Origin of the sequence: Peribacillus sp. NPDC097198 (genome assembly GCF_044762055.1) — a bacterium.
GTDB lineage: Bacteria > Bacillota > Bacilli > Bacillales > DSM-1321 > Peribacillus.
In genome coordinates this window covers 120,587-143,923 of the sequence record NZ_JBIWDO010000001.1, presented here as the reverse complement: position 1 = coordinate 143,923, position 23,337 = coordinate 120,587, and the positions used below count along the sequence as shown (strand labels likewise).

Genomic DNA, 23,337 nt, shown 5'->3' with positions numbered 1-23,337 from the left:
AAGAAAAGTAATCCCTTTTTCAAAGAGGCAGCTCCTTTCGTAGACAATTCGTATTCATCCTTTCGTGTAGCTGGACATCGAGCTAAATGCTTTTCTTTCTGCTTCTTCTATAGTTTTACTGATTTAGCTTCAAACATGAAAAATAAATAATGGTAAACCTCCTATAACTTGTATATTTGCGTTATTATTGTTAAAGTAGGGTGTCATAATTTCTCAGAATGGAGTGACTTTCTTGTCTACTACTAATAAAGAAATTCTTCGTAAACCAGACTGGCTGAAAATTAAATTAAATACAAATGAAAATTATATGGGTCTGAAAAATATGATGAGGGAAAAAAATCTTCATACCGTTTGTGAAGAGGCAAAATGTCCGAATATACATGAATGCTGGGCGGTTAGACGGACAGCCACATTCATGATTTTAGGTGAAATTTGCACGAGGGCTTGCCGGTTTTGTGCAGTCCAGACAGGCCTTCCCAATGAATTGGATTGGGCCGAACCTGAACGTGTAGCGGATTCCGTCGTGTTAATGAATCTAAAGCATGTGGTGATTACGGCCGTGGCCCGTGATGATTTAAAGGATGGGGGCGCCGCTGTTTTTGCTGAAACAGTCCGGGCGATCCGGCGTAAGAATCCGTTTACATCCATTGAAGTCCTACCTTCTGACATGGGTGGCGAATACGACAATATTAAGATGTTGATGGATGCTAAGCCTGATATCCTGAACCATAATATCGAGACGGTAAGAAGCCTTTCCGATAAAGTACGGGCTAAAGCGAAATATGAGCGATCATTGGAGCTATTAAAAAGGGCAAAAGAATTACAGCCGGAAATACCGACAAAATCCAGTTTAATGGTAGGGCTAGGGGAGACGCGTGAAGAAATCCTTGAAACCATGGATGACCTTAGAGCACATCATGTGGATATCATGACGATCGGCCAATATTTACAACCGACGAAAAAGCATTTAAGGGTGTTGAAATACTATACACCGGAAGAGTTTGCGGAATTAAAGGAAAGGGCATTGGAAAAGGGGTTCAGCCATTGTGAATCCGGTCCGCTCGTCCGTTCTTCCTACCATGCAGATGAACAGGTGAATGCTGCGGCCAAGCATAAACATAGTAAAGGTGAAGAGTTACTGAAATAAAAAGGAAAGGACCGATTCTTATTCGGTCCTTTCTTAGGTTCATGCTAGTTAATCCATGGTCTTTTGACGAATGTTATCATGACGATCTCTTTTGTCATTCATCATTTCGCCATTTTCATTTTCTACATTACTCATCTTGTAGCCTTGAGGGGACTTGAGCATATTTTTGATGGTTTGTTCAATTGTATAATCCATTCCTTGACTGCCAGAACCCAGTGTGGCGAAATTCTCGATATCCTGTGCGTGTGTTTGGTCGTCACTTACATATACATGATAGTAACGGGGTACGACGCCCATGGCAGTACGTTTCACCTGGTCAGCCGTTTCAGTCCGGTTTTTTGAATCCGTATCATAAACGACTAGTACTTCCTCATCCGTGACGAGTGTAGCGACGTCATTGACATTTGGTAGCTGAACGCTTAGTGTTGAAATCATATCAGCTAGCTGTTCGCGATCGATGGAGGCCGTTTTATTGTCGATGTTTCTTCCATCAACGGTCGTTTTATTCGTACGGGTAAAGCCGAAATCGTCACGATTGGTGTCTTGATTACGATTATCCTCGTCATAATACTTCGACGGGTTATTTACATTTTGTGGGTCACCTGCACCCCTGTCATTATTCATCAAACCGTTGCTTTGATCTTGATTGCCCGAGCAGCCCGTTAGAGCAATAATTGAGCTTAAACCTACCGTTAGGATCATTTTTTTCAACGGAAACACCCCCTTGTCTAATAGGGTGAACATATTTCTTGATTTTTCGCTTAGTAATTAATGGGGAATCAGTTATAATTTAAAGAAGGAATGCATTTTAAAGAGGTGAAACGTATGATCAACATCAATAACCTGACGTATGAAATCATTGAAGACGAAAGAGAAGGCTATAATGAAGAAGCATTTAAAGCAAGATACAGTGAGATATTAACGAAGTATGATTATATTGTCGGGGATTGGGGTTACGGTCAATTGAGACTCCGCGGTTTTTTCGACGACACTAATCAGAAAGCCACCTTTGACACGAAAATTAGCACGCTCAGTGAATATCTATATGAATACTGTAATTTTGGTTGCCCGTATTTCGTCGTAAAGAAAATTAAAAAGTAAAAAGAGCCAGAATGGATTCTGGCCTTTTTCATTTCTCTCGATCATGAGTTTCCGTACCCTTTATATGGAGGTTGAATATGTTTTTCCGGGTCATCATGGGTTGGATGAGCACCGGGATACTTCCGCTGTAGGTTTTCATGAAGCGATTTATTTTCATAATTGAATGCACTCTGATAACGTTGTCCTTCTAGCCACGGCGTGGTTTTATTTTCAACGGGAGCATCCTGATTAATGGGCGATCCGAACGGTCCCTCTGGAAACTCTTCTGGAATTAGAAAGTCCTGTTGTTTTTGCACGGTTGAAAAATCGTGGTATGTTTCCTCTTTTTTATCCAAGGCAATCCCTCCTCATGTACTCCATACATTCAGTAGGTTACCCTCTTTTAAGAAAAAACGGCGCACTTAGATGATTTCCATTAAAAAGTGGGTAAGTTCCTCCGCTTCCGCTTCTGTCAGTGAAAATGCATGTTCAAGATAGCCTTCCTCTTCCAAATCATCCGGCCCGATAATGGCAAAACGATTGCTCTGCATATTCAGCACAAGTTTTTTTCCATAAAAACGGTCGGTCATCGTAATGGCAAAATCATATCTGGATTCCTCTCCCATAAAACTAATGAACCTGGTTTTCGTATCAACTAAATCATTGTATAAATAAAAACGATCTTCCACAGTATCACACCTTTCCCCTTGCCTGCAATTGGTAGTACCATCATCATAACAAAACGGCTGCCATAGGGAAACAGACATTTTTGTCGCCTGCCAAGTTGCCGTTTCTTCAAGAAATGAGTATTTAGTATGAAGTTTCTGATAAAACGACAAAATTTTTCTGTTTTAAGCTAAAAAAATCCCTATTTATGTTAGAATATAGGAAAAATAACCCGGAATAGAGGAAGATTCTATGACATCGTTAAAGGGTAAAGGGTATATATTACTAGGAAAATGGTTCAAGGTATTTTCCTCATCAGCCAAACTTCGGTTCTACCCGCCACAGTTCGCCCTAAGAAAGCCAGTGGTTCGCGCGGTGGAAGCGGCTATTTCCCATGATTATGAAGTGGCAGTCATAGTTTTTAACGTAAAAGAATTACTCGAACTTAAAGAAAAGGGCCAGCACGAAGAACTTCCCCAGTTCATTACCAGTTTGAAACAGGCATTTAAAAAGGTTGTAATAGATCAAGTACGGGAAGAAAACCTATTGACGATACATGACTATTATTCAGACGGCATTACTCTCCTAATGAACATAAAAGGGTCGTCGAAATCATTGATCTATATGGATGAATTGATCCGTTCCATTTCCAGGGAAGTGAAAGAAAGGTTGCTTAGTGTTAACCCTGAACAAGCGGTCACTTTAAACACAGGATACATGTTCGTGGAGCATAAGCATTATTCGATTGAGGGAGCCCTTGATAAAGCGCATAGGCAAGCGGTCACCATGGCAGAAGCTGAATCACCGATGAATGAAATGCGGGAATCGATTAATCAAATTATCGAGAATGGGAATATTAACTTACTGGCACAACCCATTTTTGATGTGGCGACCAATCAAATCAAGGCATATGAAGTGCTGACCCGTGGCCCGCGTGGTACAGAGCTCGAGAACCCATTGGCGCTTTTCGCAGTGGCCAGGCAGACGGGACGGTTATATGATTTGGAGAAAATCGTTTTGGAAAAGTCCTTCAGACAGATTTCCGAGAATGAGTCCCCCCAGAATGTGTTTATCAATTTCACCCCGGTAACGCTCAGTGATCCCCGGTTCGTAAATGAAGTAAAGGATATGCTCAAGAAATACAAAGGTGTGCATGCTAATCAGATCGTCATGGAAATTACCGAAAGAGACCCGATTCTAAATATAGAAGAATTCATTGAAAGCATTAGAGGGTTACGTGAATTGGGGTTCCGTCTAGCGGTGGATGATACGGGAGTAGGATACTCAAGTCTCTACGCGATCATAGAAATCATGCCGGAGATCATTAAAATCGATCGATCGGTCATCGAGAATATCGATCATAATGCCGTGAAAGAAACGATGTTAAAAGGACTTTTACTGATTGCCAAGGAGACAGGATCCGTTGTCGTGGCAGAAGGAATTGAGAGTATAGGAGAAGCTATGGTATTATCAAGGAATAGGGTTGATTTGGCGCAGGGGTATTACTACGCTAGACCTTCAACTGTAGATAAAATTTCTATATCATCTTAAGAGTCAGAAAGGATCTGGGAGTATGTACTTTGTAGACCGACAAAAAATCGGACGGATTTTAGAGTATCTGGAAAAACAATTGGAGCTTTTTGAAGGACAGGAAAGCTGGAACGGGAAACTTATGGAACATAGTGTCGAGAGAATCATTCAAACCTCCATTGATTCCGTATTGGATGCGGGGAATGCCATGATCGATGGTTTCATTATGCGTGACCCAGGTAGCTATGAAGATATTGTCGATATCCTGCTAGACGAAAAGGTCATTACCGAACCGATTTCCTTACAATTTAAAAAGGCATTGCCATTAAGAAAGATGCTCGTTCAGGACTTCATTGAAGTGGATCATACAGTGCTCCTAACCGTTTTCAAGGAAAACATTGAAGCATTCAAGCAATTCCCTGAGTTAATAAGGAACTATTTATTAAACGAATTGGGCCCAGTTTCAGCATTCAAAAACTAATTTGGTTAAATAGGGGGAATGTGCATGAAGGCGTATAAAGGATATTTAATTGACTTAGATGGCACAATGTACCGTGGCACCGAGCAAATAGCGGAAGCGGCCGGTTTTATAAATGAGTTAAGAAAAAGGGACATCCCTTATTTATTCGTGACCAATAATTCATCCAGGACACCTGAGCAAGTGGCCCAAAAGCTGCGCAGTATCGGAATTGCGACTGACGATGCCCAGGTATTCACGACAAGCATGGCGACGGCAAACTACATTGCTGAACAAAAGGAAAATGCGTCCGTCTATGTCGTGGGTGAAGAAGGCATTACCGAGGCGTTGAGAGAAAAGGGTATGAAACTTGTTGATGAACATCCTGATTTCCTGGTCATGGGCATTGATCGTGGCGTGAATTATGAAAAGTTATCTAAAGCATGCCTTGCTGTCAGAAATGGAGCCGTTTTCATTTCGACGAATGGCGACATCGCCATTCCTACCGAACAGGGTCTTTTACCAGGGAACGGGGCGTTGACTTCTGTCGTTTCCGTTTCTACGCAAGTTCAGCCGATTTTCATCGGTAAACCGGAATCTGTCATCGTTGAGCAGGCCCTTAGGGTATTAGGTGTGCCTAAAGAACAGACAATCATGGTCGGCGATAATTACGATACGGATATTTTGGCAGGGCTTAATGCAGGGATTGATACCTTACTTGTACATACGGGCGTCACGACAAAGGAACGGTTAAAGGAATACGAAAAACAACCGACTTATGTGGTGGATACCCTTGATTTATGGCAGTTTGAATAAAAAAAGATCCAGGTTTGCAGATGCAGACCTGGATCTTTTTTGTTTTAACCTACGTGCTCCTCCCCGCTTACCATTATGGCGTCATTCCACGTTTTCGACCCTATGTGCGAGCCGGCTGGATGCAGCAGCGGCTATGGCACCGACGATATCATCCAAGAAGGTATGGACCTTGCCGGTGCTTTTATCGTTTAAATATTTTAGGATACCCGGTTTTTGCTTGTCGATAAATCCATAATTGGTGAAGCCAATCGACCCGTATACATTGACTATGGATAAAGCCAATATTTCATCCACACCATATAGTCCTTCATCGATCTCAATGATGCTTTGAAGGGGTTCTTCAAGCAGTTTTTTTTCGGCTAACATATCCAGTTGGATGCCGGTAAGGATCGCATTCTGCACTTCGCGTTTCGAAATGACCCGTTCAACATTGTGGAGGCAGTCTGCCATTTGTAAGTCTTCATGGTAGCTTGATTGTAGATACATGACCAGCTCTGCGATATCCTCCACTTTCACTCCTCGTTCACCAAGCCATTTTCGAGCTGTTTGTTCAGACATTGATTGTTTTATATTAGTCATTTCATCATCCAATCTCCATAGTTATAGGATAAATTTTTCATGCGTGAATTTTCGGTATCGATAGTTATTCAGAAAAGAGCGTATTCCTCATATATATAAGTATATGATGCCCAATTTGTTTGTATCCATTTGATAAGGGAGGAAAACGCTATGATAGAAGAAATCATTTTTAATAATTACGGAATCGAGGTGGAGCGGGAGGAAGCCAATAGCCGGTTTCCTAGCTTTCGTTCCGGGCCTTTCATTTACAGCATCGTGCCATTAGAAGACAGGGAACAAGAGGAATTGGCAGAGCGCCATAGAATGGCTGAGCACATGATTGCCCTAGGAGATCGTCATGTTTCAGCGTTCGTCCTTGCCAATCACGGCAGTTTTGTTTCGGAAGCGGAGGACCAATTATTTATCCTCCTTGCCAATGAGGACTTGGAAGGGCCGAAAAATTTCAATCCGGGACGTCACATAGCAAGGTTCCACCAACGTGGAAGAGCCATAACGGAGACGATTCGATCCTGTTCACGGATTGGCCAATGGAAAGAACTTTGGGAGCAAAGAATCGATCAGCTGGAGAACATTTGGAGGGACAAATTAAAAGCCCATCCGGATAACCCATTCGAAAAAATGTTTGTAGAAACCTTTCCCTATTATATGGTACTAGGTGAGAATGCGATTCAATATTTAGTCGACACGGAAATCGATGATACACCACAACCTATAGACAGCGGTACGGTGTGTTATGAGCGGTTTTTAAATGATACCTGGAAGAACAATAAGTGGATGAAGAATCCGTTTGATTGGGTATTTGACCATGGGACACGGGATGCCGCGGAATGGGTGAGGGAGCATTATTTTCAAAATGTGCATACGCATCAACGGGGCATCAACACCTTTTTTCGTGAATATCAAGGCATTGAACCATTCTCCAGTTTCTCGGCACGCTTACTGTATTCAAGAATGCTGTTTCCCATTCATTACTTTGAGGCAGTTGAAGAGTATTTCTCAAAAGTATCAGAAGCAAGATCGAATGAATTGGAAGATAAGCTGTCCTCCATCACGAATACATCGGAGAAGTATGAGACGTTTCTCAAGCAGTTTTACGATTTGGCCGAAATTCCAGTTAACCATTTTAACCTTCCGAAGATTGATTGGATTTAAAAAAAACTGGAAGAAATATGATACCACCTCATTTACTATGTTATGATAATAATATGATTTTTTAGAATAGTTCGATAAGTGGTTTCGAAACTTGTTCAAGTGGAGAAAGGATGCATGCAATGAAACGTACAATGCTGGCTTTATTGATTGTCCTATTCGTTTTTCCAGCTACGGTTTCTGCCAAGACAACAATCAAAACCAGCTGTGATGCGACGCAGTTCAAAATTGTACTTAAAACGACAACGGATTTGAAAGAGTCGGCATCGACGGACAGTAAAACACTAGAGACATATCGGAAAAATAAAGAGTTATCGGTCATTGGGAAGACGGGTAATTGGTATAAGGTTTGCCATTCCAACCATACTGGTTATATTGCCATGAAAAATGCCAGGGAAGTATTTAGCTCAGGCGAGAAGACCATCCTCAAGAAATTGGATAAGCGGAAAGATATCAGCCAACTCATAGCCGCCACAGGCGAAACCATGGGTGGGATGAAGGTGACAATCCGAACCTATGAGAAGAAGAAGGGTGAATGGCGGCGAGCCTTAGGCGATATGAAGGGCGTTACCGGAAAGAATGGATTCACGAAGAATAAGAAAGAGGGCGACGGGAAAGCACCTGTCGGGATGTATTCATTCGGAACAGCCTTTGGAAGCACATCCAAGCCAGATAAAGTGAAGATGGATTACCGGAAAACAACCAAGTATGATTATTGGATCGATGATCCGGCGTCCAAGGACTATAACAAGTGGGTCACGTATAAAGGAAAGAATCCGTATGAGAAATGGAAATCTTTCGAAAGGATGAACCATGAACTTTATAAATATGGAGCCGTCATCAATTATAATAGGAATCCGATCATCAAGGGAAAGGGCAGTGCAATCTTCCTTCATATATGGAGAGGGGAAAACAAGCCAACAGCGGGTTGTACAGCTACTTCCGAGACGAATGTCCTTAGCTTGCTGAAGTGGATGGATCCCGAGAAGAATCCGCACATAATCATGGGGACGTATGATTCGTTGAACTCTGTGAAATAAATACGAGGTTCGCCCTTAAACGTCGGTTTTTCCTGTCATACCTAGCAAGGACTTCGAAAAAGAATTGAAAACTGTATATTCTAACTATTGATAATTGAACGAATAAAACATATAATGTCTACTATACAAATACAAATGTTTTCTTGGGGAAAACAGATACTTTAAGGGGGAACCAAAATGAAAGCCATCTCGATCGGATTATTGGGGCTGGGCACTGTCGGGTCCGGAGTCGTACAAATCATTGAGAGACATCAAGACAAGCTCATGCACCAAGTAGGTTGCTCAATCACCATTAAGAAGATACTGGTCAAAGATACGTCAAAGGAACGACTCGTATCGGTGGATAACAGTATGCTAACTTCCAATCCGGAGGATATTCTTTCAAACCCTGAAATCGATTTAGTTATTGAAGTGATGGGCGGAATTGAAGAAACGCGTGAATACTTAATCAAAGCCTTGAAAAATAAAAAAAATATCGTAACGGCCAATAAGGACCTGATGGCCCTGTATGGTCCGGAACTTTTGGAGTTAGCCACGGAAAACCAATGTGATTTATTCTATGAAGCAAGCGTGGCCGGGGGCATCCCGATATTGCGCGGTTTAGTTGATGGGTTATCCTCGGACCGGATCACAAAAATGATGGGGATCGTTAATGGAACGACAAATTTCATCCTAACGAAGATGAGCAAAGAAGGAAGGGCTTATGAAGACGTGCTGAAAGAAGCTCAGGAACTGGGTTTTGCCGAGTCCGATCCGACCGCGGATGTAGGTGGACTGGATGCCGCACGGAAAATGGCCATCCTATCGACTCTCGGTTTTTCCATGAATATCGGCTTGCATGATGTCGAAGTGCAGGGGATCACAGAAATAACCGAAGAGGATCTGAGATACAGCCAAAAGCTTGGCTATACCATGAAGCTGATTGGCGTAGCGACTAGAACGGGGGATAGGGTCGAAGTTAGCGTGCAGCCGACTTTGCTTCCGGAGGAACATCCACTAGCTTCTGTAAACAATGAGTATAATGCAGTGTACGTTTATGGTGAAGCAGTGGGGGAAACGATGTTTTACGGCCCTGGGGCAGGTAGCCTACCAACAGCAACGGCTGTCGTTTCGGATATGGTAACGGTCATCAAGAATATGAGATTGGGCGTGAACGGGAGAAGTGCCGTTTCTCCTCAATACCCGAAACAATTAAAAGATCATACGGAGATTCTGGCTAAGTTCTTCATTCGACTCCATGTACAGGATGAAGTGGGTGTCCTAGCTAGGATCACGAATTTATTCGCGGAGCATGGGGTCGGTTTCGATAAGATCCTACAATTGCCGCTGGATGAAAAAGAGTCCTCGGAAATTGTATTGGTTACCCATAAAGCCCCAATGGCGGCTTTCGATCAAATTAAATACGAATTGAATGATTACAATATGGTAAAAGAAGTGAAAAGCACATACCGTGTAGAAGGAGAGGACAACAAATGAGTTGGCAAGGACTAATTAGCGAATATAGAGAATTTTTACCTGTAAATGAAGATACACCGGCATTATCCCTTTTAGAAGGAAATACACCTTTGATTAAATTGGACCGTTTATCAGAAGAGTGGGGAATTGAGCTCCATGTAAAATACGAAGGAGCCAATCCAACGGGATCATTTAAGGACCGTGGAATGGTCATGGCTGTTGCCAAAGCGATCGAGGCTGGAAGTGATACGATCATCTGTGCATCCACGGGGAATACATCAGCTGCGGCTGCTGCTTATGCGGCGCGTGCCAATATCCGTTGTATTGTTGTCATTCCAGAAGGAAAGATTGCCATGGGTAAATTGGCTCAAGCGGTTATGTATGGAGCAGAGATCATTTCGATTGAAGGCAATTTCGACCAAGCTTTAAAAATCGTCCGGTCCCTTAGCGAACATTCACCTATCACTCTAGTAAACTCTGTTAACCCATATCGGATTGAAGGCCAGAAGACGGCTGCGTTCGAAATTTGTGATGCGCTTGGATCTGCACCTGATATTTTGGCATTGCCAGTCGGGAATGCGGGAAATATCACCGCGTACTGGAAAGGGTTTAAGGAGTACAATGAAGGAAAACAGACAGGGCTACCTGAAATGAGAGGGTTCGAAGCCGAAGGGGCAGCAGCGATTGTCCGTGATGCGGTCATTGAAAACCCTGAAACGATCGCAACCGCGATACGAATTGGTAATCCTGCCAGCTGGAAGTTTGCTGTGGAAGCGGCAAGTGAATCAAATGGTAAAATTGATGAGGTAACGGATGAGGAAATCCTTGAAGCCTATCACTTCCTGGCTAAAAAGGAAGGCGTATTTGCTGAACCGGCATCATGTGCATCCATTGCCGGCGTGTATAAACAATTAAAAAGCGGCGAAATCAAAAAAGGAAGCAAAGTAGTGGCTGTCCTTACTGGAAATGGATTGAAGGATCCGAACGTGGCTGTCGATACAAGCACGATTCATCCGACATTACTACCAATGGATGAAAAAATCATTTTAGAACATTTACAAGGTGTGAACCAGGCATGAGTGCGGAATCGGAGATGTTTTTGATCCGTGTGCCAGCAAGTACGGCTAATCTTGGGCCCGGGTTCGATTCAATCGGTCTTGCCCTTGGATTGTACTTGGAGATACACGGATCCCTATCGAATCATTGGGAAGTCATTCCGCTTTCTGAGGAAATGTCCGTTTTCCCGAAAGATGACACGAATTACATCATTCAAATCGCAAAGAAAACGGCGGCATATTATGGGAAAGACCTGTCACCGTGCCGGATTTCCGTTTCTAGTGAAATCCCGCTTGCCAGGGGACTTGGAAGCAGTGCTTCAGCCATCGTAGCTGGGATTGAATTAGCGAATCTAGTCGCTAAACTGAACTTATCAGCTGAGGAAAAAAACAGACATGCCTCTACTTTTGAGGGACACCCGGACAATGCAGGGGCATCTGTTCATGGTGGTTTGGTCGTCGGTATGCATACGGATGAAAAAACGGATGTTCTTTCATTTCCGATAGAAGGGGTAAATGTCATTGCCGTGATTCCTAACTTTGAATTGCTTACAGAGGATTCAAGGAATGTCCTTCCCGAAACACTTCCGTATAAAGAAGCAATAAGCGGAAGTGCGGCAGCTAATGTGCTACTTGCGGGAATCTTGACGAATAACTGGAATCTTGTCGGTCAAATGATGCAGAACGATCGATTTCATCAACCCTATCGCGCTGGCTTAGTGCCGCATTTAGCGGAAATCGAAGAAATTGTACGTCGGGAAGGCGGCTATGGTGCCGCTCTAAGTGGAGCAGGTCCGACCGTCCTCAGCCTAGTGTCTGGCGAAAAAACAGCACAACTGCTAAGAAGTTTGAAGGAAGCATTTCCTGACTTTCAGGTGAAAGAGCTGAGGGTCGACAATGATGGAAGCCAGACGGCGATCCTATCAGAGGAAGAGAAGAAGGAATGGAGCTTTAATAAATCATAGATGTTCATTGCAACAGTAAAAAAGCTGATTCCCTTTAAGCCGTATCAATCAAGGATTGATAGGACTGATAAAGCGGAGTCAGCTTTATTTCTATAGCAGACTAAATATATTTAGTCTGTATGTGTTGTATCTAATATGGTTGAATGCTCAACCCGTTATTAAAGGCTAATTAGAAAACTTGCTCAACTTCCACTACCCCGGGAACTTCTTCAAGAAGTGCGCGCTCAATCCCAGCTTTTAGAGTAATGGTCGAACTTGGGCAGCTTCCGCATGCTCCTAGTAATCGTAATTTTACAATTCCATCTTCTACGTCAACTAGTTCACAGTCACCGCCATCACGAAGTAGAAACGGACGAAGTTTATCTAGAACATCTTGAACTTGTGTTTCCATTTGTTGGTCAGACATTGCAATCGACTCCTTTCCTAATCATATTATAATGCGAACATAGTAAAAAATCCAACTGTAACTTTGCGGAAATTAAATCTATTCTTTTCGAATCTGTCATTAATAGGGAAAAGATTCCAAAAAGCACAGAGAAAATACATGGTGGAGGTAACAGATGATAAAGAAAAAAATTGAAATAGAGGTATATGGGGCGACGCAAATATGTGCGAGTTGTGTTAATCTTCCCTCTTCGAAGGATACATATGAATGGCTTCAAGCCGCATTGACACGAAAGTTTCCAGAGCAACCATTTTCCATTACTTATATTGATATGTTGAATCCGCCTGATGTTGATAGGCAAAAAAACATGGCGGCGAAGATGGTCGAAGAAGATTTATTTTATCCACTTGTCCTCATTGAAGATGAGATTGTGGCCGAAGGGAACGTTCACCTGAAAAAAATTGTGGAATTAATGGAGAACTACGGATATAAAGGGAAATGAAAAAACTGACCCAGGAGGAAGCTTTATAGCAGCTTTTTGAGTCAGTTCAAGAATAGGTTCATGAAATTTTAGATTAACCGTTATGGTATTTATACATCCAAAGTATTCCGGATTTCATTAGGCGTGCCACTCTTCCTGTGATAGGACGGTTAGCGACAAGTCCAAAACCTTGTTTCTTCCCAAGAGAACCTAATGTCCCTTTTAATTTTACGGGAGGGAAACTTTCGGGAAGTGGTTCATTGGCCCATTTTTTCAAGAGAACTTGAACAATCTGTTCGGCTTGAGATTCCGCTAATTGAGCACTCGGTGCATGTGGCAAACTAGCGCAGTCGCCGACTACAAAAATGCTGTCATTGGTAGGAAGGAAATGCTGTGGTGTAAGAACGGCTCTTCCTTGACGGTCTTTTTCGATATCCATGTCACGAATGATCTTGCTTGGTTGTATGCCGGCTGTCCAGACAATAACATCACTATGAACCGCTTCATCCCCATTATAAAGCAGGTTAGGTTCAACTTTAGTGATATTAGAATGATGAACGATTTCGATGGTATGTTTATCAAACCATGATTCGACAAACGTACTTAGTCTTTCTGGGAAAGCAGATAGAATATGTGGTCCACGGTCGAAAAGCTTTACGTTCAAATCAGAACGACTTTCAATTAATTCACTGGCTAACTCGACACCGCTAAGGCCTCCGCCAACGATTGATACGGTTGCACCAGCGCCCAAATTATTCAAAGCTGAATAAGTGCGACGTGATTTATCGATGGTTTGGATGCTATATGTGTGTGTATCAGCACCAGGAATATTGTGATATTTATCTTCACATCCAAGGCCGATAACTAAATCGTCGTAAGCAACGGGCTCTTGGTTCTCGATAATGACTTGTTTGTTCTCCATATCAATGGAAAGAACTTCTCCGTATACGTTCTTTAAGCGAGGGTGTTCTGGAAATGCAACACGGATGTGCTGATCAGGAATAGTACCTGCTGCTAGTGCATAATATTCGGTTTTTAAGCAGTGATAAGGATTGCGGTCGATTAGTGTGATGCTCACGTTTTCAGGAAGCTGATTAGGCAGCAATCTTTGTAACATGCGCATACCACCATACCCACCACCAAGTATGACTAAATTCTTCATATGTTTTTTCCCCTTTGTTTGATCTCTAGAAATAATGTTAAGTATTTCACTTGTGAAAATAAATTATCCTACTATAGGATTCCCCATTTGTATCCTATGGAATTATGTGAATAAATATATGCCTAATTTGTAGAATAATAAAAATATTATATGATTTCTTGTTTACATACCCCGACAAAAGTATAACGAATATAACTGTAAATCACAACCGATATCTTAAAAACGGCGTATTTTTGTGCGTATTTATTGACTGTTAATGTGAAAAGGTTTAGGATAAACTGTTAATGACAGCGAGGTGAAACGATGTATCCAATCATTGAGTTCTGTGTAAGCAATCTGGCCAGTGGGGCACAGGAAGCTTTCGAAAGATTAGAGAAGGATCCTAATTTAGATATTATTGAATATGGTTGCCTAGGATATTGTGGGAAATGTTCCAGTTCTTTGTATGCCCTTGTTAATGGTGAAGTAGTTTCTGGGGATACAACGGATGAACTTGTGAAAAATATATATAAATTTATTGATGAATATCAAATGTTTTAATCGACATAAATAAAGGAGGCAGCCGAATAACATGTTGGGCCGCCTCCTTTTTGGTGGAGGATACATTTCCTCAGGCATTTGCCGCGATACCACCCATTTCCGATTCTTCCTTGATTTCATGCCACCGGTCTCTGGCCATTTGGATAATGGACGATTCCCTGGCGTGTTTTTGCCTTTCAAGTACCATGGAAAGAAATTTAATGGCTGCCTGTGTATTTCCGATTCTTTTGGATATATCGCCGGCAAGGTATAAAATCCTGACTTCCGATACTTGCGTGCCGCTGAAGTCCCCTGATGAATAAGATGCTTCATATTCCTGAAGAGCAAGTCGTAGGAACCTATTTTCCTGCTCCTGTTTATTTTGAAATCTATACAGCCAGGCAATCCGTAAATGAATACCGGCCAGGATGATATGTTTCTCCTTTTTCAAGGAACCGCAATAACTGGCCAGTTTATAGGTTTTGATTGCATCTTCAACGGAACGTACATCACTGAAATGATGGGGATTCCATTTAGAACAGATTTTCTCTTCGATGACTTCTTTTGTGGTAGGTGGGAAATATCGTGAGAAATCTTCAGAATAGGAAAAACCGCAGTGTCGACAAACGTGAATATAATAGTAAAGGGCGTTAGCGTCCGGGTTTTCATATATAGGACAAAAATCAGTGTCATAACGGGATACTTTAATAAAGCGTGAACGTATTTTCTTAGTGGTTGATGTTTGTTTACAATGAAGACATTCTATACTTTTATCATATAGAGGCTGTAATTCTTCGATAGAGATTACCTCCTTCATAAAATCTTATAAGACTAATTACACAGGTAATTATACCCATAAATCACGATTTAATCTAGTTTTTTCATGAAATGTGGGGGGATAATGATCTGGAACATTTAATTTTTTTCAAGCTGGAAAATTGAGCAGGGGAATTTCTTTGGTATATACTATAAGTAAAGAAAGATTCTATCTCACATCTTTAGGAGAGGGAGCGGTTTATAATGAGTGAAGTTGTTCAGATTACGGAAGCAGCTGCTTTTCAGATAAAAGAAATGATGAAGCAAAACGAAGAAGAGGGATCGTTTTTAAGAGTGGCTGTAAAAGGCGGAGGCTGCAGTGGATTATCCTATGGCATGGGGTTGGAACAGGAACCTGGCGAGAAGGATGAGAAGTTGGAGCAATTTGGGATCCATATCCTTGTGGACAAAGAGGATGCCAGCATATTGAATGGAACGGTCATCGATTATAAACAAACGATGATGGGTGGAGGATTTACGATTGAAAATCCTAATGCCATCGCGTCATGCGGTTGTGGATCTTCCTTCAGGACGGCTACCGAAAAAGGTACGCCGGAGAACTGTTAATGGTTGGTTGACGGTCAGTGATCGTTAGCGTTTAGTTAATTCGATATCAACGTTTATATCTGGCGCTTCTTGACGTATGTAACGATACGTTGGGAGGCGTCTTTTTATGTCAGGATAAAAGACTTATCCAATAAACACGTAGAAGCGAGCATTCTAAAATGATAATGAAATGCTTATGTGGATTCGTCGTCTTTTGTCGATTAAAGCATAAAGTCCCTTGCTATGTTAGTATTACGTGTGTGCACGAACCGTATATATGGAAGGTTAGCAGGACACAAATAAAGTAATAAGGTTTACTTCACAAAAATAAGGTATGATATATTTATTGAATAGATTCTCTTTAAAGACAGGAAAAGTAGGTGAACATAGTGGGAAAATATCAATTGGATTACAAAGGCCAGGCAGCTGTGACAAGATATCAGGAAAAGCAGACGACTGCCAAATTTGATAAAAAGCAGCATATTGAAAATCTGCGTGCGGAGTATTTGAAAAAAAAGCAAAAACAAACAGATAAATAATATGAATGAAACCCTAGGAAGACTAAAATCTCCCTAGGGTTTTCTTATGGAAAAAGGGAGACACATTTGAAGTGTCCCCCCTTTTTTTCATCATTCTTATAGGGTTTTCAAGGCTTCCTTGATCGGTTGGTCACCACTATGAATTTCGAACGTTTTATTGAAGGTGTTTTTTTCGGAGATGGCTTGGGCCAATACTTTAGCGACATCCGCTCGTGGTATGGAAGTATCGACATGATTGACTTTTGCATCTGCCTTAATTTTCCCAACCGCTTGGTCATTAGTCAATGCGACGGGACGGACGATGGTATAAGTGAGACCGCTCTCCTTTAAATGTTCATCCGCATCATGCTTGGCTTCGAGATAGTGTTGCATTCCTTCGGGGCCTTGTTGGGGCTGATCGGAACCGACGGAGCTTAACATGACAAAGCGCCCGACGCCTTTTTTCTTAGCGGCATCAATCAGTTTGATTGCTCCGTTCTTATCCACAGCCGTGGTCTTATCAGGTCCTGTCTTCGGACCTGAACCTGCAGCAAATACGATGGCGTCCATGTTATCCACCGCTTTATCCACATTTTCCTCTAAATCAGCGAGGATGGGCTGTCCGCCAAGGTCTTTTATCCCTTGTGCTTGTTCTTCTTTCCGGATCATTCCATATACCGTATCCTGTTGGGTTTTTGATAGTTCTTCGATGATTTTCTTACCAGTCGTTCCATTCGCGCCTGCTATTAAGATATTCATGAATGTAAACTCCTTTCTTTTTCTTCTCGTACATTCATTACCCTTTATCGAAGAGTCCGAAAACATCTAGAACCCATTGTGGATAACTGCTTTCCCGGAAGTTATCCACAAGTTAATAAAACAAATAAAAAAACCAGCTCAATTCAGAGCCGGTTAAAAGTGAAATGAGCGATAGAATGCTAAAACATGGAAGAGCTGTGCATGGGCTGCACTTTTGCTTTTGGGTCAATGTATTGCTTCGCATGATTGACGGCAGTAGGGGCTTCGCCAAAGCCGCTGGCAATTAATTTGACTTTGCCATCGTAGGTTGCGATGTCACCAGCCGCGTAGATTCCGGGGATGTTCGTTTCCATTCTGGAGTTGACTAAGATGTTGTTTTTCTGAATATCGAGCCCCCATTCCTTGATGGGACCAAGAGAGGAGATAAAGCCGTAGTTGACGATGACTGCATCAACATCCAATGTTTCGGTTTCTTCTCCATTCGTATCCTTAAGGACGACTGTTTGAATTCGATCTTCCGTACCAATTAAATCTGCAGGTATGTAAGGGGTTTTAATTTCTACTTTAGAATTTTTGAGATTTTCGACACTATGTTCGTGAGCCCGGAATTTATCCCTTCTATGGACAATGCTCACCTTTTCAGCGATAGGCTCTAACATGAGTGCCCAGTCCACTGCGGAATCGCCGCCTCCGAAGACCACCACTTTTTTCCCTGCAAAACGGTTAAGGTCATCAATGAAATAATGAAGGTTCGTACCCTCATATTGCTTAGCATTCTCGATTTCGATGCGTCGAGGTTGGAAAGCCCCGTTTCCGGCAGTGATTATGATTGTTTTGGAATAATGTACTTCTTTATCCGTGGTTAACATGAAGACGCCATCGGCCTGTTTCTCCACTTCTTGAACGGATTGTTCCAAGACGACGGTTTGTTCGAATTTCGCCATTTGCTCTTTCAAATTATTGACTAATTCCTGAGCCAGCACTTTAGGAAAACCTGCGATATCATAGATGTATTTTTCAGGATAAAGAGCGGATAATTGTCCACCCAATTGTGGGAGGCTTTCAATGATTTTGACTGATGCCTGTCTCATACCACCATAGAATGCGGTAAATAAGCCTACAGGTCCACCACCAATGATGGTAATATCATATACTTTTTCATTTACTTCCAACGCTATCCCTCCGATATACTAGGTTTGTTGAAATTCTTTCTTCATTTTAACATAGTTGAAGTTAAAGAAGATGGATAAATTTTTTGAAAAATGAGAAAGTTCGTGCGAGCAATCAGGCATACTAATCATCGAAATGAAAAGTTACGGCATCAAGTAGACTGATTTTCCATTAATCAAGGGGAAATCGGTTTCCTTGAAAAATGAGAGGGAATGGAATAATATTCAATTATATGGAATTTGTTGGTTCGTTCGTGAACTTTAATTAGTGAAAGGCATCACATATGAATAGGATTGCCTTCTTTAATGGAAATTAAGGATATCGCATAGAAATTGAGATGGAAAGCGGGATAAAGAAAAATACTGTAAAGGTGGAAGATTACTTGAAAAAACCAACTATCGTTATTTTGGGAGCAGGTTATGGCGGTTTGATGACCGTAACCCGATTACAAAAAGCATTGGGACAAAATGAAGCGGAAATCATCTTAGTGAATAAAAATGATTATCATTATGAAACAACCTGGTTGCATGAGGCGTCTGCCGGAACCCTTCATCATGATCGTGTGCGCTATCCCATCAAGAATGTCATCAACAAAAGTAAAGTGAGGTTCGTTCAAGACTCCGTTTTAGAAATCAAGACCGAACAGAAAAAAGTCATTCTAGAAAATGGCGAAGTTTCGTATGACATCTTAGTGGTCGGGCTTGGTCCAGAATCAGAAACATTCGGCATTCCAGGATTAAAGGAATATGCCTTCTCCATTTCCAATTTAAACTCGGCCCGGAAAATACGGGATCATATCCAATTGCAATTTGCCACATATAGCTCGGAAATGGAAAAAGACGAAAATCGCTTGACCATCGTAGTCGGTGGAGCTGGGTTTACGGGCATTGAATTCCTTGGGGAGTTAGCCAACCGTGTTCCTGTGCTGTGTAAGGAATATGATATTGACCCTCAGAAAGTCCGCATGTACTGTGTAGAAGCTGCACCGGCGGTACTTCCTGGTTTCGATCCCGAATTAGTGGATTATGCCGTTTCATATCTTCAAAAAAAAGGAGTGGAATTCAAGATTGGCACGCCCATCAAGGGAGCTACCCCTGAAGGAATCATCGTGGCAATTGGTGAAGAGGAAACCGAGGAGATCAAGGCAGGGACCGTTGTTTGGGCAGCTGGAGTTCGTGGGAATTCCGTCATTGAAGCTTCGGGATTCGATGCAATGCGTGGTCGCATAAAAGTGAACCTCGATATGCGGGCACCAGGTCATGATGATATCTTCATCGTGGGTGACTGTTCATTGATCATAAATGAAGAAATAAACCGGCCATATCCCCCTACCGCACAGATTGCCATGCAGCAAGGAGAAGTCATTGCGAAGAACATTACCAAGTTGGTCCGCAACCAAACCGACCTAGATACCTTTACGTTCGAAAACAAAGGGACGGTATGTTCACTTGGTGAGCATGATGCAATCGGGGTTGTTTTTGGTAAGAAAGTGACGGGGAAAACGGCCTCGTTCATGAAGAAAATGGTGGATAACAGAGCGTTATTATTGATAGGCGGCCCTTATTTGGTTGCGAAAAAGGGTAAATTCAACATCCTGTAATTTCATAATAAAGGTATGAGCCATTCAAGAAATTTCCGGGATGGCTTTTTTCTATTGTGTATGACTGAAAAAAAAGGTTTATAATACAAATATTGAGAGAAATGAGGAGTGAAATGATTGGAACGTTGCAAAAATGTCTGGTTGGCTGTATCGGGTCTCGTGATTTCCGATAAAGGCGAATGGCTTGTCGTTAATAAACGGTATGGAGGATTGGAAGGTCAATGGTCCCTCCCCGCCGGCTTCGTTCGAAATGATGAAACGGTGGATGAGGCAGTCATTAGAGAAGTGCTGGAGGAGACGGGGATTCATACGGAAATTGAAGGGATGGTAGGCGTCAGGAGTGGAGTCATCAAAGGGGAAATAAGTGATAATATGTTGGTGTTTTTACTTAAGCCGCTTAGTTTTGATGTATCGGCTCAAATGGACGAGCTATATGAAGCTAAGTTCTATGATCCGGAAGCCCTCATTGCGGAAGGCAAGCAGTCTGTGTTATTGAATCATCTTTTATCCTTTAAAAAGGAAAGAATGCAGACGATGCTCGACGGAGTCAATCCAGGGAATCATTTCGGATATACCTCTTATAAATTATTTATGTAAGACAATGATGCATCACAAGGGATTAATTGGTATTATGTCGTTGACGAACCAATTATGTATTCTGTAAACTAAAAGTGGTTCTTTTAAGGAGGTCTAGAAGATTATGCCATTACCGGTATTGGTCATCTCAATACTTTTATTCTTTGTATTGTTTTTCGGGATAGGCTTTTTACTTAACATGCTTTTTCGATCATCATGGATCATGGTCGTCCTTTTTCCTATCGTTTTCCTTGTCATAGTGAATAAAGCCAAGTTGATTGAATATTTCAGACAACCCAGTGACACGTTTTCCGAACTTGGGACGAGCCTAGCATCTTTGCATGCGGCGGATCTGATGATTTTATCAAGTGGATTAATTGGTGCTATAGGGGCTGGAATCACGATTAAGATATTGAGGAATAAGGGGTACCAAATGTTTTAAATAGGTGGGGCTGCCATTTAGTGGTGGTCCTTTTTTCTGTTTTTCTAGTGATATGTAGTCATTTTTGGGTCTATATGAATACTTTTCCTCATGTTAGGGAACAAATATCCTTGTGAGAGGAGTGGAATGACATACATATGAAAATCATACGGACATTATTTTTGCGGGTTGCCATCATCCTATTGTTTTTCTTGGCTATTGAATCAACCGTTCATCATGTTTTTGGAGCCGAGCCCGAAGTCCATCCTTTGGAAGAAACGATTAGGAAAAATACGGTATTCGAGCTGGAATACAAAGCCTTTCATCGTGGGCACCATAAAGCGACCTTTATAGCATCGTCCACGAAAAAAAGTGGGGGACCACCAACGATAGAAGAGGCTATAGAGCTTTCGAAGTATCCAAAACATAAGGTGTTGGCAACGGGATATACAGCAGGCTATGAATCCACTGGTAAATATCCGGATAGCCCGTCTTATGGCATTACCTATTCTGGGGTGAAGGTGAAGCGGGATATGTTTTCGACCATTGCTGCTGATCTTTCCGTGTTTCCGCTAGGTACCATCCTTTGGATCCCTGATTATGGTTTTGGGGTGGTAGCCGATAAGGGTGGGGCGATTAAAGGGAACCACCTTGACCTGTATTACGACACGGTGCAAGATGTATATGAGAAGTGGGGAAAGAAAACCCTGGAGGTCTATCTTGTACAAAAAGGAAACGGGCGTCTTTCAGAGGAACAGTTATATGAGTTGAATGAAATGAAAGTGAGGCAGGTCTTCAAACATACGATCGCCGAAAAAACGGTCCATACAAACATGTCTTCCTTTGTGTTTTAAATACATGAATGCTCGCAAAAAAGCCGACTCAATGTAGAGCTGGCTTTTTTGCCGTTCAATCTGTAGGGATGTGGAGGTAGGCTTCGGGATGAAGCGTCCTAGCCAGTTTGGATAGTCCATCCAGCAATCTGGGGGACGGCCGGCAGAATAAGGGTTCTTCCATGATATGAATCGCATGGTTTTGGACGGCTTTCATTTCGGACCAGCCCTTTCGTTTCTTGATTAATTCAGGGTTGACCTTATGTAACGGGACGCCGACCCATGCTAAACAAATGTGGTCCGGGTCCTTTTCTAGGACTTCTTCCGATGGCACTTGAATGCTTGCCATGTCTACTTCTTCAAAGAGGTTATACCCTCCAGCCAGACGGCTGATTTCCGTTAACCAATTGACCCCGCCAGGTGAGAAAAGGGGATTGGGCCACCATTCCCAGTAGAGGGAAGGGGGATGGTCGATGCTGTCCGCTACCATCTTATATTGCCGGATGGTGGAACGGAATTTGTCCGCCTGCAACGCGGCCTTTTCCTGTACCTGAACGGCTTCCCCAAGGGTCAGTAAATCCTGGGCGATATCTTCAAGCGATTGCGGATTAAAGATGATATAAGGAATCTGTCGTTTTTTGAGTGCCTCGATGTTTTTTTCCATACCAGGTACGCTGAGGGAAGCAAGAACCAAATCAGGTTTTAATGATTCCACGAGATCTATGTTAATGGACAGATCTGGACCGACTTTAGGCAGATGCTGTATGGAGTCGGGCCAATCCGAATAGTCATCGATGGCAATCAACTGGTCTTCGATTCCGAGATATGTACAGAGTTCAGTATTACTTGGGCAAAGAGAGATTAATTTCATTTATAAGTCACCTACCCTTGAAAGATTAAAAAATGAAGAACAAGTGCGATGAATACTCCAGTCAATGCGCCGAAAAAGACTTCAATTGGTTTATGGCCCAATAATTCCTTCAATTGCTGTTGCTTCTGCTTCTCCTCTTTCTTCTGCCAATTCTTCGCTTGTTCGACAAATAAATTGAAATCTGTGACAAGCTGATTCAGGACGGCAGCCTGTTCCCCTGCCTGCCTCCTAACACCCGTTGCATCAAACATCGTGATGATGGCAAAAAGTGTCGCAACGGCAAAGATGGGTGAGTCCATGCCCGTTTCAATCCCCACTGCTACGGTAAGTGCAGTCACGGCGGCCGAATGTGAACTTGGCATACCGCCCGTTGAGTTGATCAACGACCAATCCCATTTACGAAAGGCGATGAAATGAATCGGGACTTTAATGAATTGGGCAAAGAAAATGGCGATTAAAGCGGCAATTAAAGGGAAGTTTAAAAAAAATTCCAAAAGTTTCAGCCTTCTTTCCATTTATAAAGTAACGGTGAGACGGGAAAATATTCATCCTTACTAATACTTTCCATCATATCCTATCGATTCCCTGCTTATTGGAAATAAATATGATCTTTCTTATACTATTTCTCTAAAGAGCGGCTTTCTAAACTACTTCCTTACTAGGCAGGTGAAATAAAGCTAAGATTTAGAAAGAAGAGGCGATTCTTTAGAAGGTCTAGGTAGGTCGATAAAGAATATGAAT

At 42.1% G+C, this 23,337-nt stretch carries 29 protein-coding genes; 18 read left to right on the top strand and 11 right to left on the bottom strand.

All coding sequences use genetic code 11. The annotated features are described in order from the left end of the window. Positions 1 to 232 precede the first annotated feature (232 nt). Positions 233 to 1,147 (top strand): lipoyl synthase, encoded by a 915-nt coding sequence (lipA, locus tag ACIQXQ_RS00750; RefSeq protein WP_402870983.1) that lies wholly within the window; start codon positions 233 to 235, stop codon positions 1,145 to 1,147. A 48-nt stretch (positions 1,148 to 1,195) separates the two neighbouring features. Here lipA and ACIQXQ_RS00745 read toward each other — a convergent pair whose 3' ends face one another. Next, positions 1,196 to 1,849, bottom strand: a complete 654-nt coding sequence (locus ACIQXQ_RS00745; RefSeq protein WP_402871337.1) for a YhcN/YlaJ family sporulation lipoprotein — start codon at positions 1,847 to 1,849, stop codon at positions 1,196 to 1,198. A gap of 123 nt (positions 1,850 to 1,972) precedes the next feature. Between ACIQXQ_RS00745 and ACIQXQ_RS00740 the strand changes: the two genes are divergently transcribed. Continuing rightward, positions 1,973 to 2,248 carry a YutD family protein gene (locus tag ACIQXQ_RS00740; protein WP_230159383.1) on the top strand — a complete coding sequence of 92 codons (276 nt, stop codon included), beginning with the start codon at positions 1,973 to 1,975 and terminating at the stop codon, positions 2,246 to 2,248. A gap of 41 nt (positions 2,249 to 2,289) precedes the next feature. On the opposite strand, the gene ACIQXQ_RS00735 is transcribed toward ACIQXQ_RS00740, so the two are convergent. Next, positions 2,290 to 2,583, bottom strand: a complete 294-nt coding sequence (locus ACIQXQ_RS00735) for a cytosolic protein (protein WP_402870984.1) — start codon at positions 2,581 to 2,583, stop codon at positions 2,290 to 2,292. Between the two features lie 66 nt (positions 2,584 to 2,649). After that, entirely contained in the window at positions 2,650 to 2,916 is a 267-nt protein-coding gene (locus ACIQXQ_RS00730) for a DUF3055 domain-containing protein (protein WP_402871339.1), read from the bottom strand. A 229-nt stretch (positions 2,917 to 3,145) separates the two neighbouring features. Here ACIQXQ_RS00730 and ACIQXQ_RS00725 point away from each other — a divergent pair, with 229 nt between their 5' ends. The 3 genes from ACIQXQ_RS00725 to ACIQXQ_RS00715 are packed head-to-tail and all read left to right on the top strand — an operon-like array spanning position 3,146 to position 5,696. Then, positions 3,146 to 4,444 (top strand): EAL domain-containing protein, encoded by a 1,299-nt coding sequence (locus tag ACIQXQ_RS00725; protein ID WP_402954352.1) that lies wholly within the window; start codon positions 3,146 to 3,148, stop codon positions 4,442 to 4,444. Between the two features lie 22 nt (positions 4,445 to 4,466). Beyond that, positions 4,467 to 4,904 carry a DUF86 domain-containing protein gene (locus ACIQXQ_RS00720; RefSeq protein WP_402870987.1) on the top strand — a complete coding sequence of 146 codons (438 nt, stop codon included), beginning with the start codon at positions 4,467 to 4,469 and terminating at the stop codon, positions 4,902 to 4,904. Between the two features lie 24 nt (positions 4,905 to 4,928). After that, a complete protein-coding gene (locus tag ACIQXQ_RS00715; RefSeq protein WP_402954349.1) occupies positions 4,929 to 5,696 on the top strand; it encodes a TIGR01457 family HAD-type hydrolase in 768 nt (255 codons plus the stop codon). A gap of 81 nt (positions 5,697 to 5,777) precedes the next feature. Here ACIQXQ_RS00715 and ACIQXQ_RS00710 read toward each other — a convergent pair whose 3' ends face one another. Beyond that, positions 5,778 to 6,275, bottom strand: a complete 498-nt coding sequence (locus tag ACIQXQ_RS00710; protein ID WP_402870991.1) for a phosphatidylglycerophosphatase A family protein — start codon at positions 6,273 to 6,275, stop codon at positions 5,778 to 5,780. A gap of 150 nt (positions 6,276 to 6,425) precedes the next feature. Between ACIQXQ_RS00710 and yutH the strand changes: the two genes are divergently transcribed. The 5 genes from yutH to thrB all read left to right on the top strand — a co-directional run bounded on the left by yutH (position 6,426) and on the right by thrB (position 11,939). Continuing rightward, on the top strand, positions 6,426 to 7,427 hold the full coding sequence (yutH, locus tag ACIQXQ_RS00705) for a spore coat putative kinase YutH (protein ID WP_402954346.1): 1,002 nt from the start codon (positions 6,426 to 6,428) through the stop codon (positions 7,425 to 7,427). A gap of 119 nt (positions 7,428 to 7,546) precedes the next feature. Next, positions 7,547 to 8,464 (top strand): SH3 domain-containing protein, encoded by a 918-nt coding sequence (locus ACIQXQ_RS00700; RefSeq protein WP_402954343.1) that lies wholly within the window; start codon positions 7,547 to 7,549, stop codon positions 8,462 to 8,464. Between the two features lie 177 nt (positions 8,465 to 8,641). After that, positions 8,642 to 9,940, top strand: a complete 1,299-nt coding sequence (locus ACIQXQ_RS00695; protein WP_402871000.1) for a homoserine dehydrogenase — start codon at positions 8,642 to 8,644, stop codon at positions 9,938 to 9,940. After that, entirely contained in the window at positions 9,937 to 10,998 is a 1,062-nt protein-coding gene (thrC, locus tag ACIQXQ_RS00690) for a threonine synthase (RefSeq protein WP_402871001.1), read from the top strand. Before ACIQXQ_RS00695 ends, thrC begins: the two co-directional genes overlap by 4 nt. Further along, positions 10,995 to 11,939, top strand: coding sequence for a homoserine kinase (gene thrB, locus ACIQXQ_RS00685; protein WP_402954340.1), 945 nt, complete (start codon positions 10,995 to 10,997; stop codon positions 11,937 to 11,939). Before thrC ends, thrB begins: the two co-directional genes overlap by 4 nt. Positions 11,940 to 12,108: 169 nt before the next feature. Here the strand turns inward: thrB and ACIQXQ_RS00680 are convergent, their stop codons facing one another. Continuing rightward, positions 12,109 to 12,345 (bottom strand): NifU family protein, encoded by a 237-nt coding sequence (locus ACIQXQ_RS00680; protein WP_402871006.1) that lies wholly within the window; start codon positions 12,343 to 12,345, stop codon positions 12,109 to 12,111. Positions 12,346 to 12,499: 154 nt separating this feature from the next. Between ACIQXQ_RS00680 and ACIQXQ_RS00675 the strand changes: the two genes are divergently transcribed. Further along, complete coding sequence (locus tag ACIQXQ_RS00675; RefSeq protein WP_402954337.1) at positions 12,500 to 12,826, top strand: YuzD family protein; 327 nt, start codon at positions 12,500 to 12,502, stop codon at positions 12,824 to 12,826. Positions 12,827 to 12,899: 73 nt separating this feature from the next. On the opposite strand, the gene ACIQXQ_RS00670 is transcribed toward ACIQXQ_RS00675, so the two are convergent. Next, a complete protein-coding gene (locus ACIQXQ_RS00670) occupies positions 12,900 to 13,967 on the bottom strand; it encodes an NAD(P)/FAD-dependent oxidoreductase (RefSeq protein ID WP_402871012.1) in 1,068 nt (355 codons plus the stop codon). 303 nt (positions 13,968 to 14,270) lie between these two features. On the opposite strand from ACIQXQ_RS00670, the gene ACIQXQ_RS00665 reads away from it, so the two are divergent. Then, positions 14,271 to 14,507, top strand: coding sequence for a YuzB family protein (locus tag ACIQXQ_RS00665; protein ID WP_402871015.1), 237 nt, complete (start codon positions 14,271 to 14,273; stop codon positions 14,505 to 14,507). A gap of 70 nt (positions 14,508 to 14,577) precedes the next feature. Here ACIQXQ_RS00665 and ACIQXQ_RS00660 read toward each other — a convergent pair whose 3' ends face one another. Then, positions 14,578 to 15,303, bottom strand: coding sequence for a DUF2225 domain-containing protein (locus tag ACIQXQ_RS00660; RefSeq protein ID WP_402954334.1), 726 nt, complete (start codon positions 15,301 to 15,303; stop codon positions 14,578 to 14,580). Between the two features lie 203 nt (positions 15,304 to 15,506). Between ACIQXQ_RS00660 and ACIQXQ_RS00655 the strand changes: the two genes are divergently transcribed. Together ACIQXQ_RS00655 and ACIQXQ_RS00650 are read left to right on the top strand one after the other, a co-directional pair. After that, entirely contained in the window at positions 15,507 to 15,869 is a 363-nt protein-coding gene (locus ACIQXQ_RS00655; RefSeq protein WP_402871018.1) for a HesB/IscA family protein, read from the top strand. A gap of 368 nt (positions 15,870 to 16,237) precedes the next feature. Next, on the top strand, positions 16,238 to 16,387 hold the full coding sequence (locus ACIQXQ_RS00650; protein ID WP_402871020.1) for a hypothetical protein: 150 nt from the start codon (positions 16,238 to 16,240) through the stop codon (positions 16,385 to 16,387). A 96-nt stretch (positions 16,388 to 16,483) separates the two neighbouring features. Here the strand turns inward: ACIQXQ_RS00650 and ACIQXQ_RS00645 are convergent, their stop codons facing one another. Beyond that, on the bottom strand, positions 16,484 to 17,125 hold the full coding sequence (locus tag ACIQXQ_RS00645) for an SDR family oxidoreductase (protein WP_402954331.1): 642 nt from the start codon (positions 17,123 to 17,125) through the stop codon (positions 16,484 to 16,486). 179 nt (positions 17,126 to 17,304) lie between these two features. Continuing rightward, positions 17,305 to 18,297 (bottom strand): NAD(P)/FAD-dependent oxidoreductase, encoded by a 993-nt coding sequence (locus ACIQXQ_RS00640; protein WP_402871026.1) that lies wholly within the window; start codon positions 18,295 to 18,297, stop codon positions 17,305 to 17,307. 380 nt (positions 18,298 to 18,677) lie between these two features. Here ACIQXQ_RS00640 and ACIQXQ_RS00635 point away from each other — a divergent pair, with 380 nt between their 5' ends. The 4 genes from ACIQXQ_RS00635 to ACIQXQ_RS00620 all read left to right on the top strand — a co-directional run bounded on the left by ACIQXQ_RS00635 (position 18,678) and on the right by ACIQXQ_RS00620 (position 21,746). Further along, positions 18,678 to 19,895 carry an NAD(P)/FAD-dependent oxidoreductase gene (locus ACIQXQ_RS00635; protein WP_402871029.1) on the top strand — a complete coding sequence of 406 codons (1,218 nt, stop codon included), beginning with the start codon at positions 18,678 to 18,680 and terminating at the stop codon, positions 19,893 to 19,895. Positions 19,896 to 20,012: 117 nt separating this feature from the next. Next, positions 20,013 to 20,492, top strand: a complete 480-nt coding sequence (locus ACIQXQ_RS00630) for an NUDIX domain-containing protein (RefSeq protein WP_402871032.1) — start codon at positions 20,013 to 20,015, stop codon at positions 20,490 to 20,492. 103 nt (positions 20,493 to 20,595) lie between these two features. Further along, complete coding sequence (locus ACIQXQ_RS00625; RefSeq protein ID WP_402871034.1) at positions 20,596 to 20,913, top strand: YuiB family protein; 318 nt, start codon at positions 20,596 to 20,598, stop codon at positions 20,911 to 20,913. A 137-nt stretch (positions 20,914 to 21,050) separates the two neighbouring features. Then, the gene (locus ACIQXQ_RS00620; RefSeq protein WP_402954328.1) at positions 21,051 to 21,746 is read left to right on the top strand and encodes a 3D domain-containing protein; all 696 of its coding nucleotides are present in this window, start codon (positions 21,051 to 21,053) and stop codon (positions 21,744 to 21,746) included. Between the two features lie 55 nt (positions 21,747 to 21,801). Here ACIQXQ_RS00620 and ACIQXQ_RS00615 read toward each other — a convergent pair whose 3' ends face one another. Beyond that, on the bottom strand, positions 21,802 to 22,596 hold the full coding sequence (locus ACIQXQ_RS00615; RefSeq protein ID WP_402954325.1) for a cobalamin-binding protein: 795 nt from the start codon (positions 22,594 to 22,596) through the stop codon (positions 21,802 to 21,804). Between the two features lie 11 nt (positions 22,597 to 22,607). Continuing rightward, entirely contained in the window at positions 22,608 to 23,090 is a 483-nt protein-coding gene (locus ACIQXQ_RS00610; RefSeq protein WP_402871041.1) for a divergent PAP2 family protein, read from the bottom strand. Between the last annotated feature and the right edge of the window lie 247 nt (positions 23,091 to 23,337).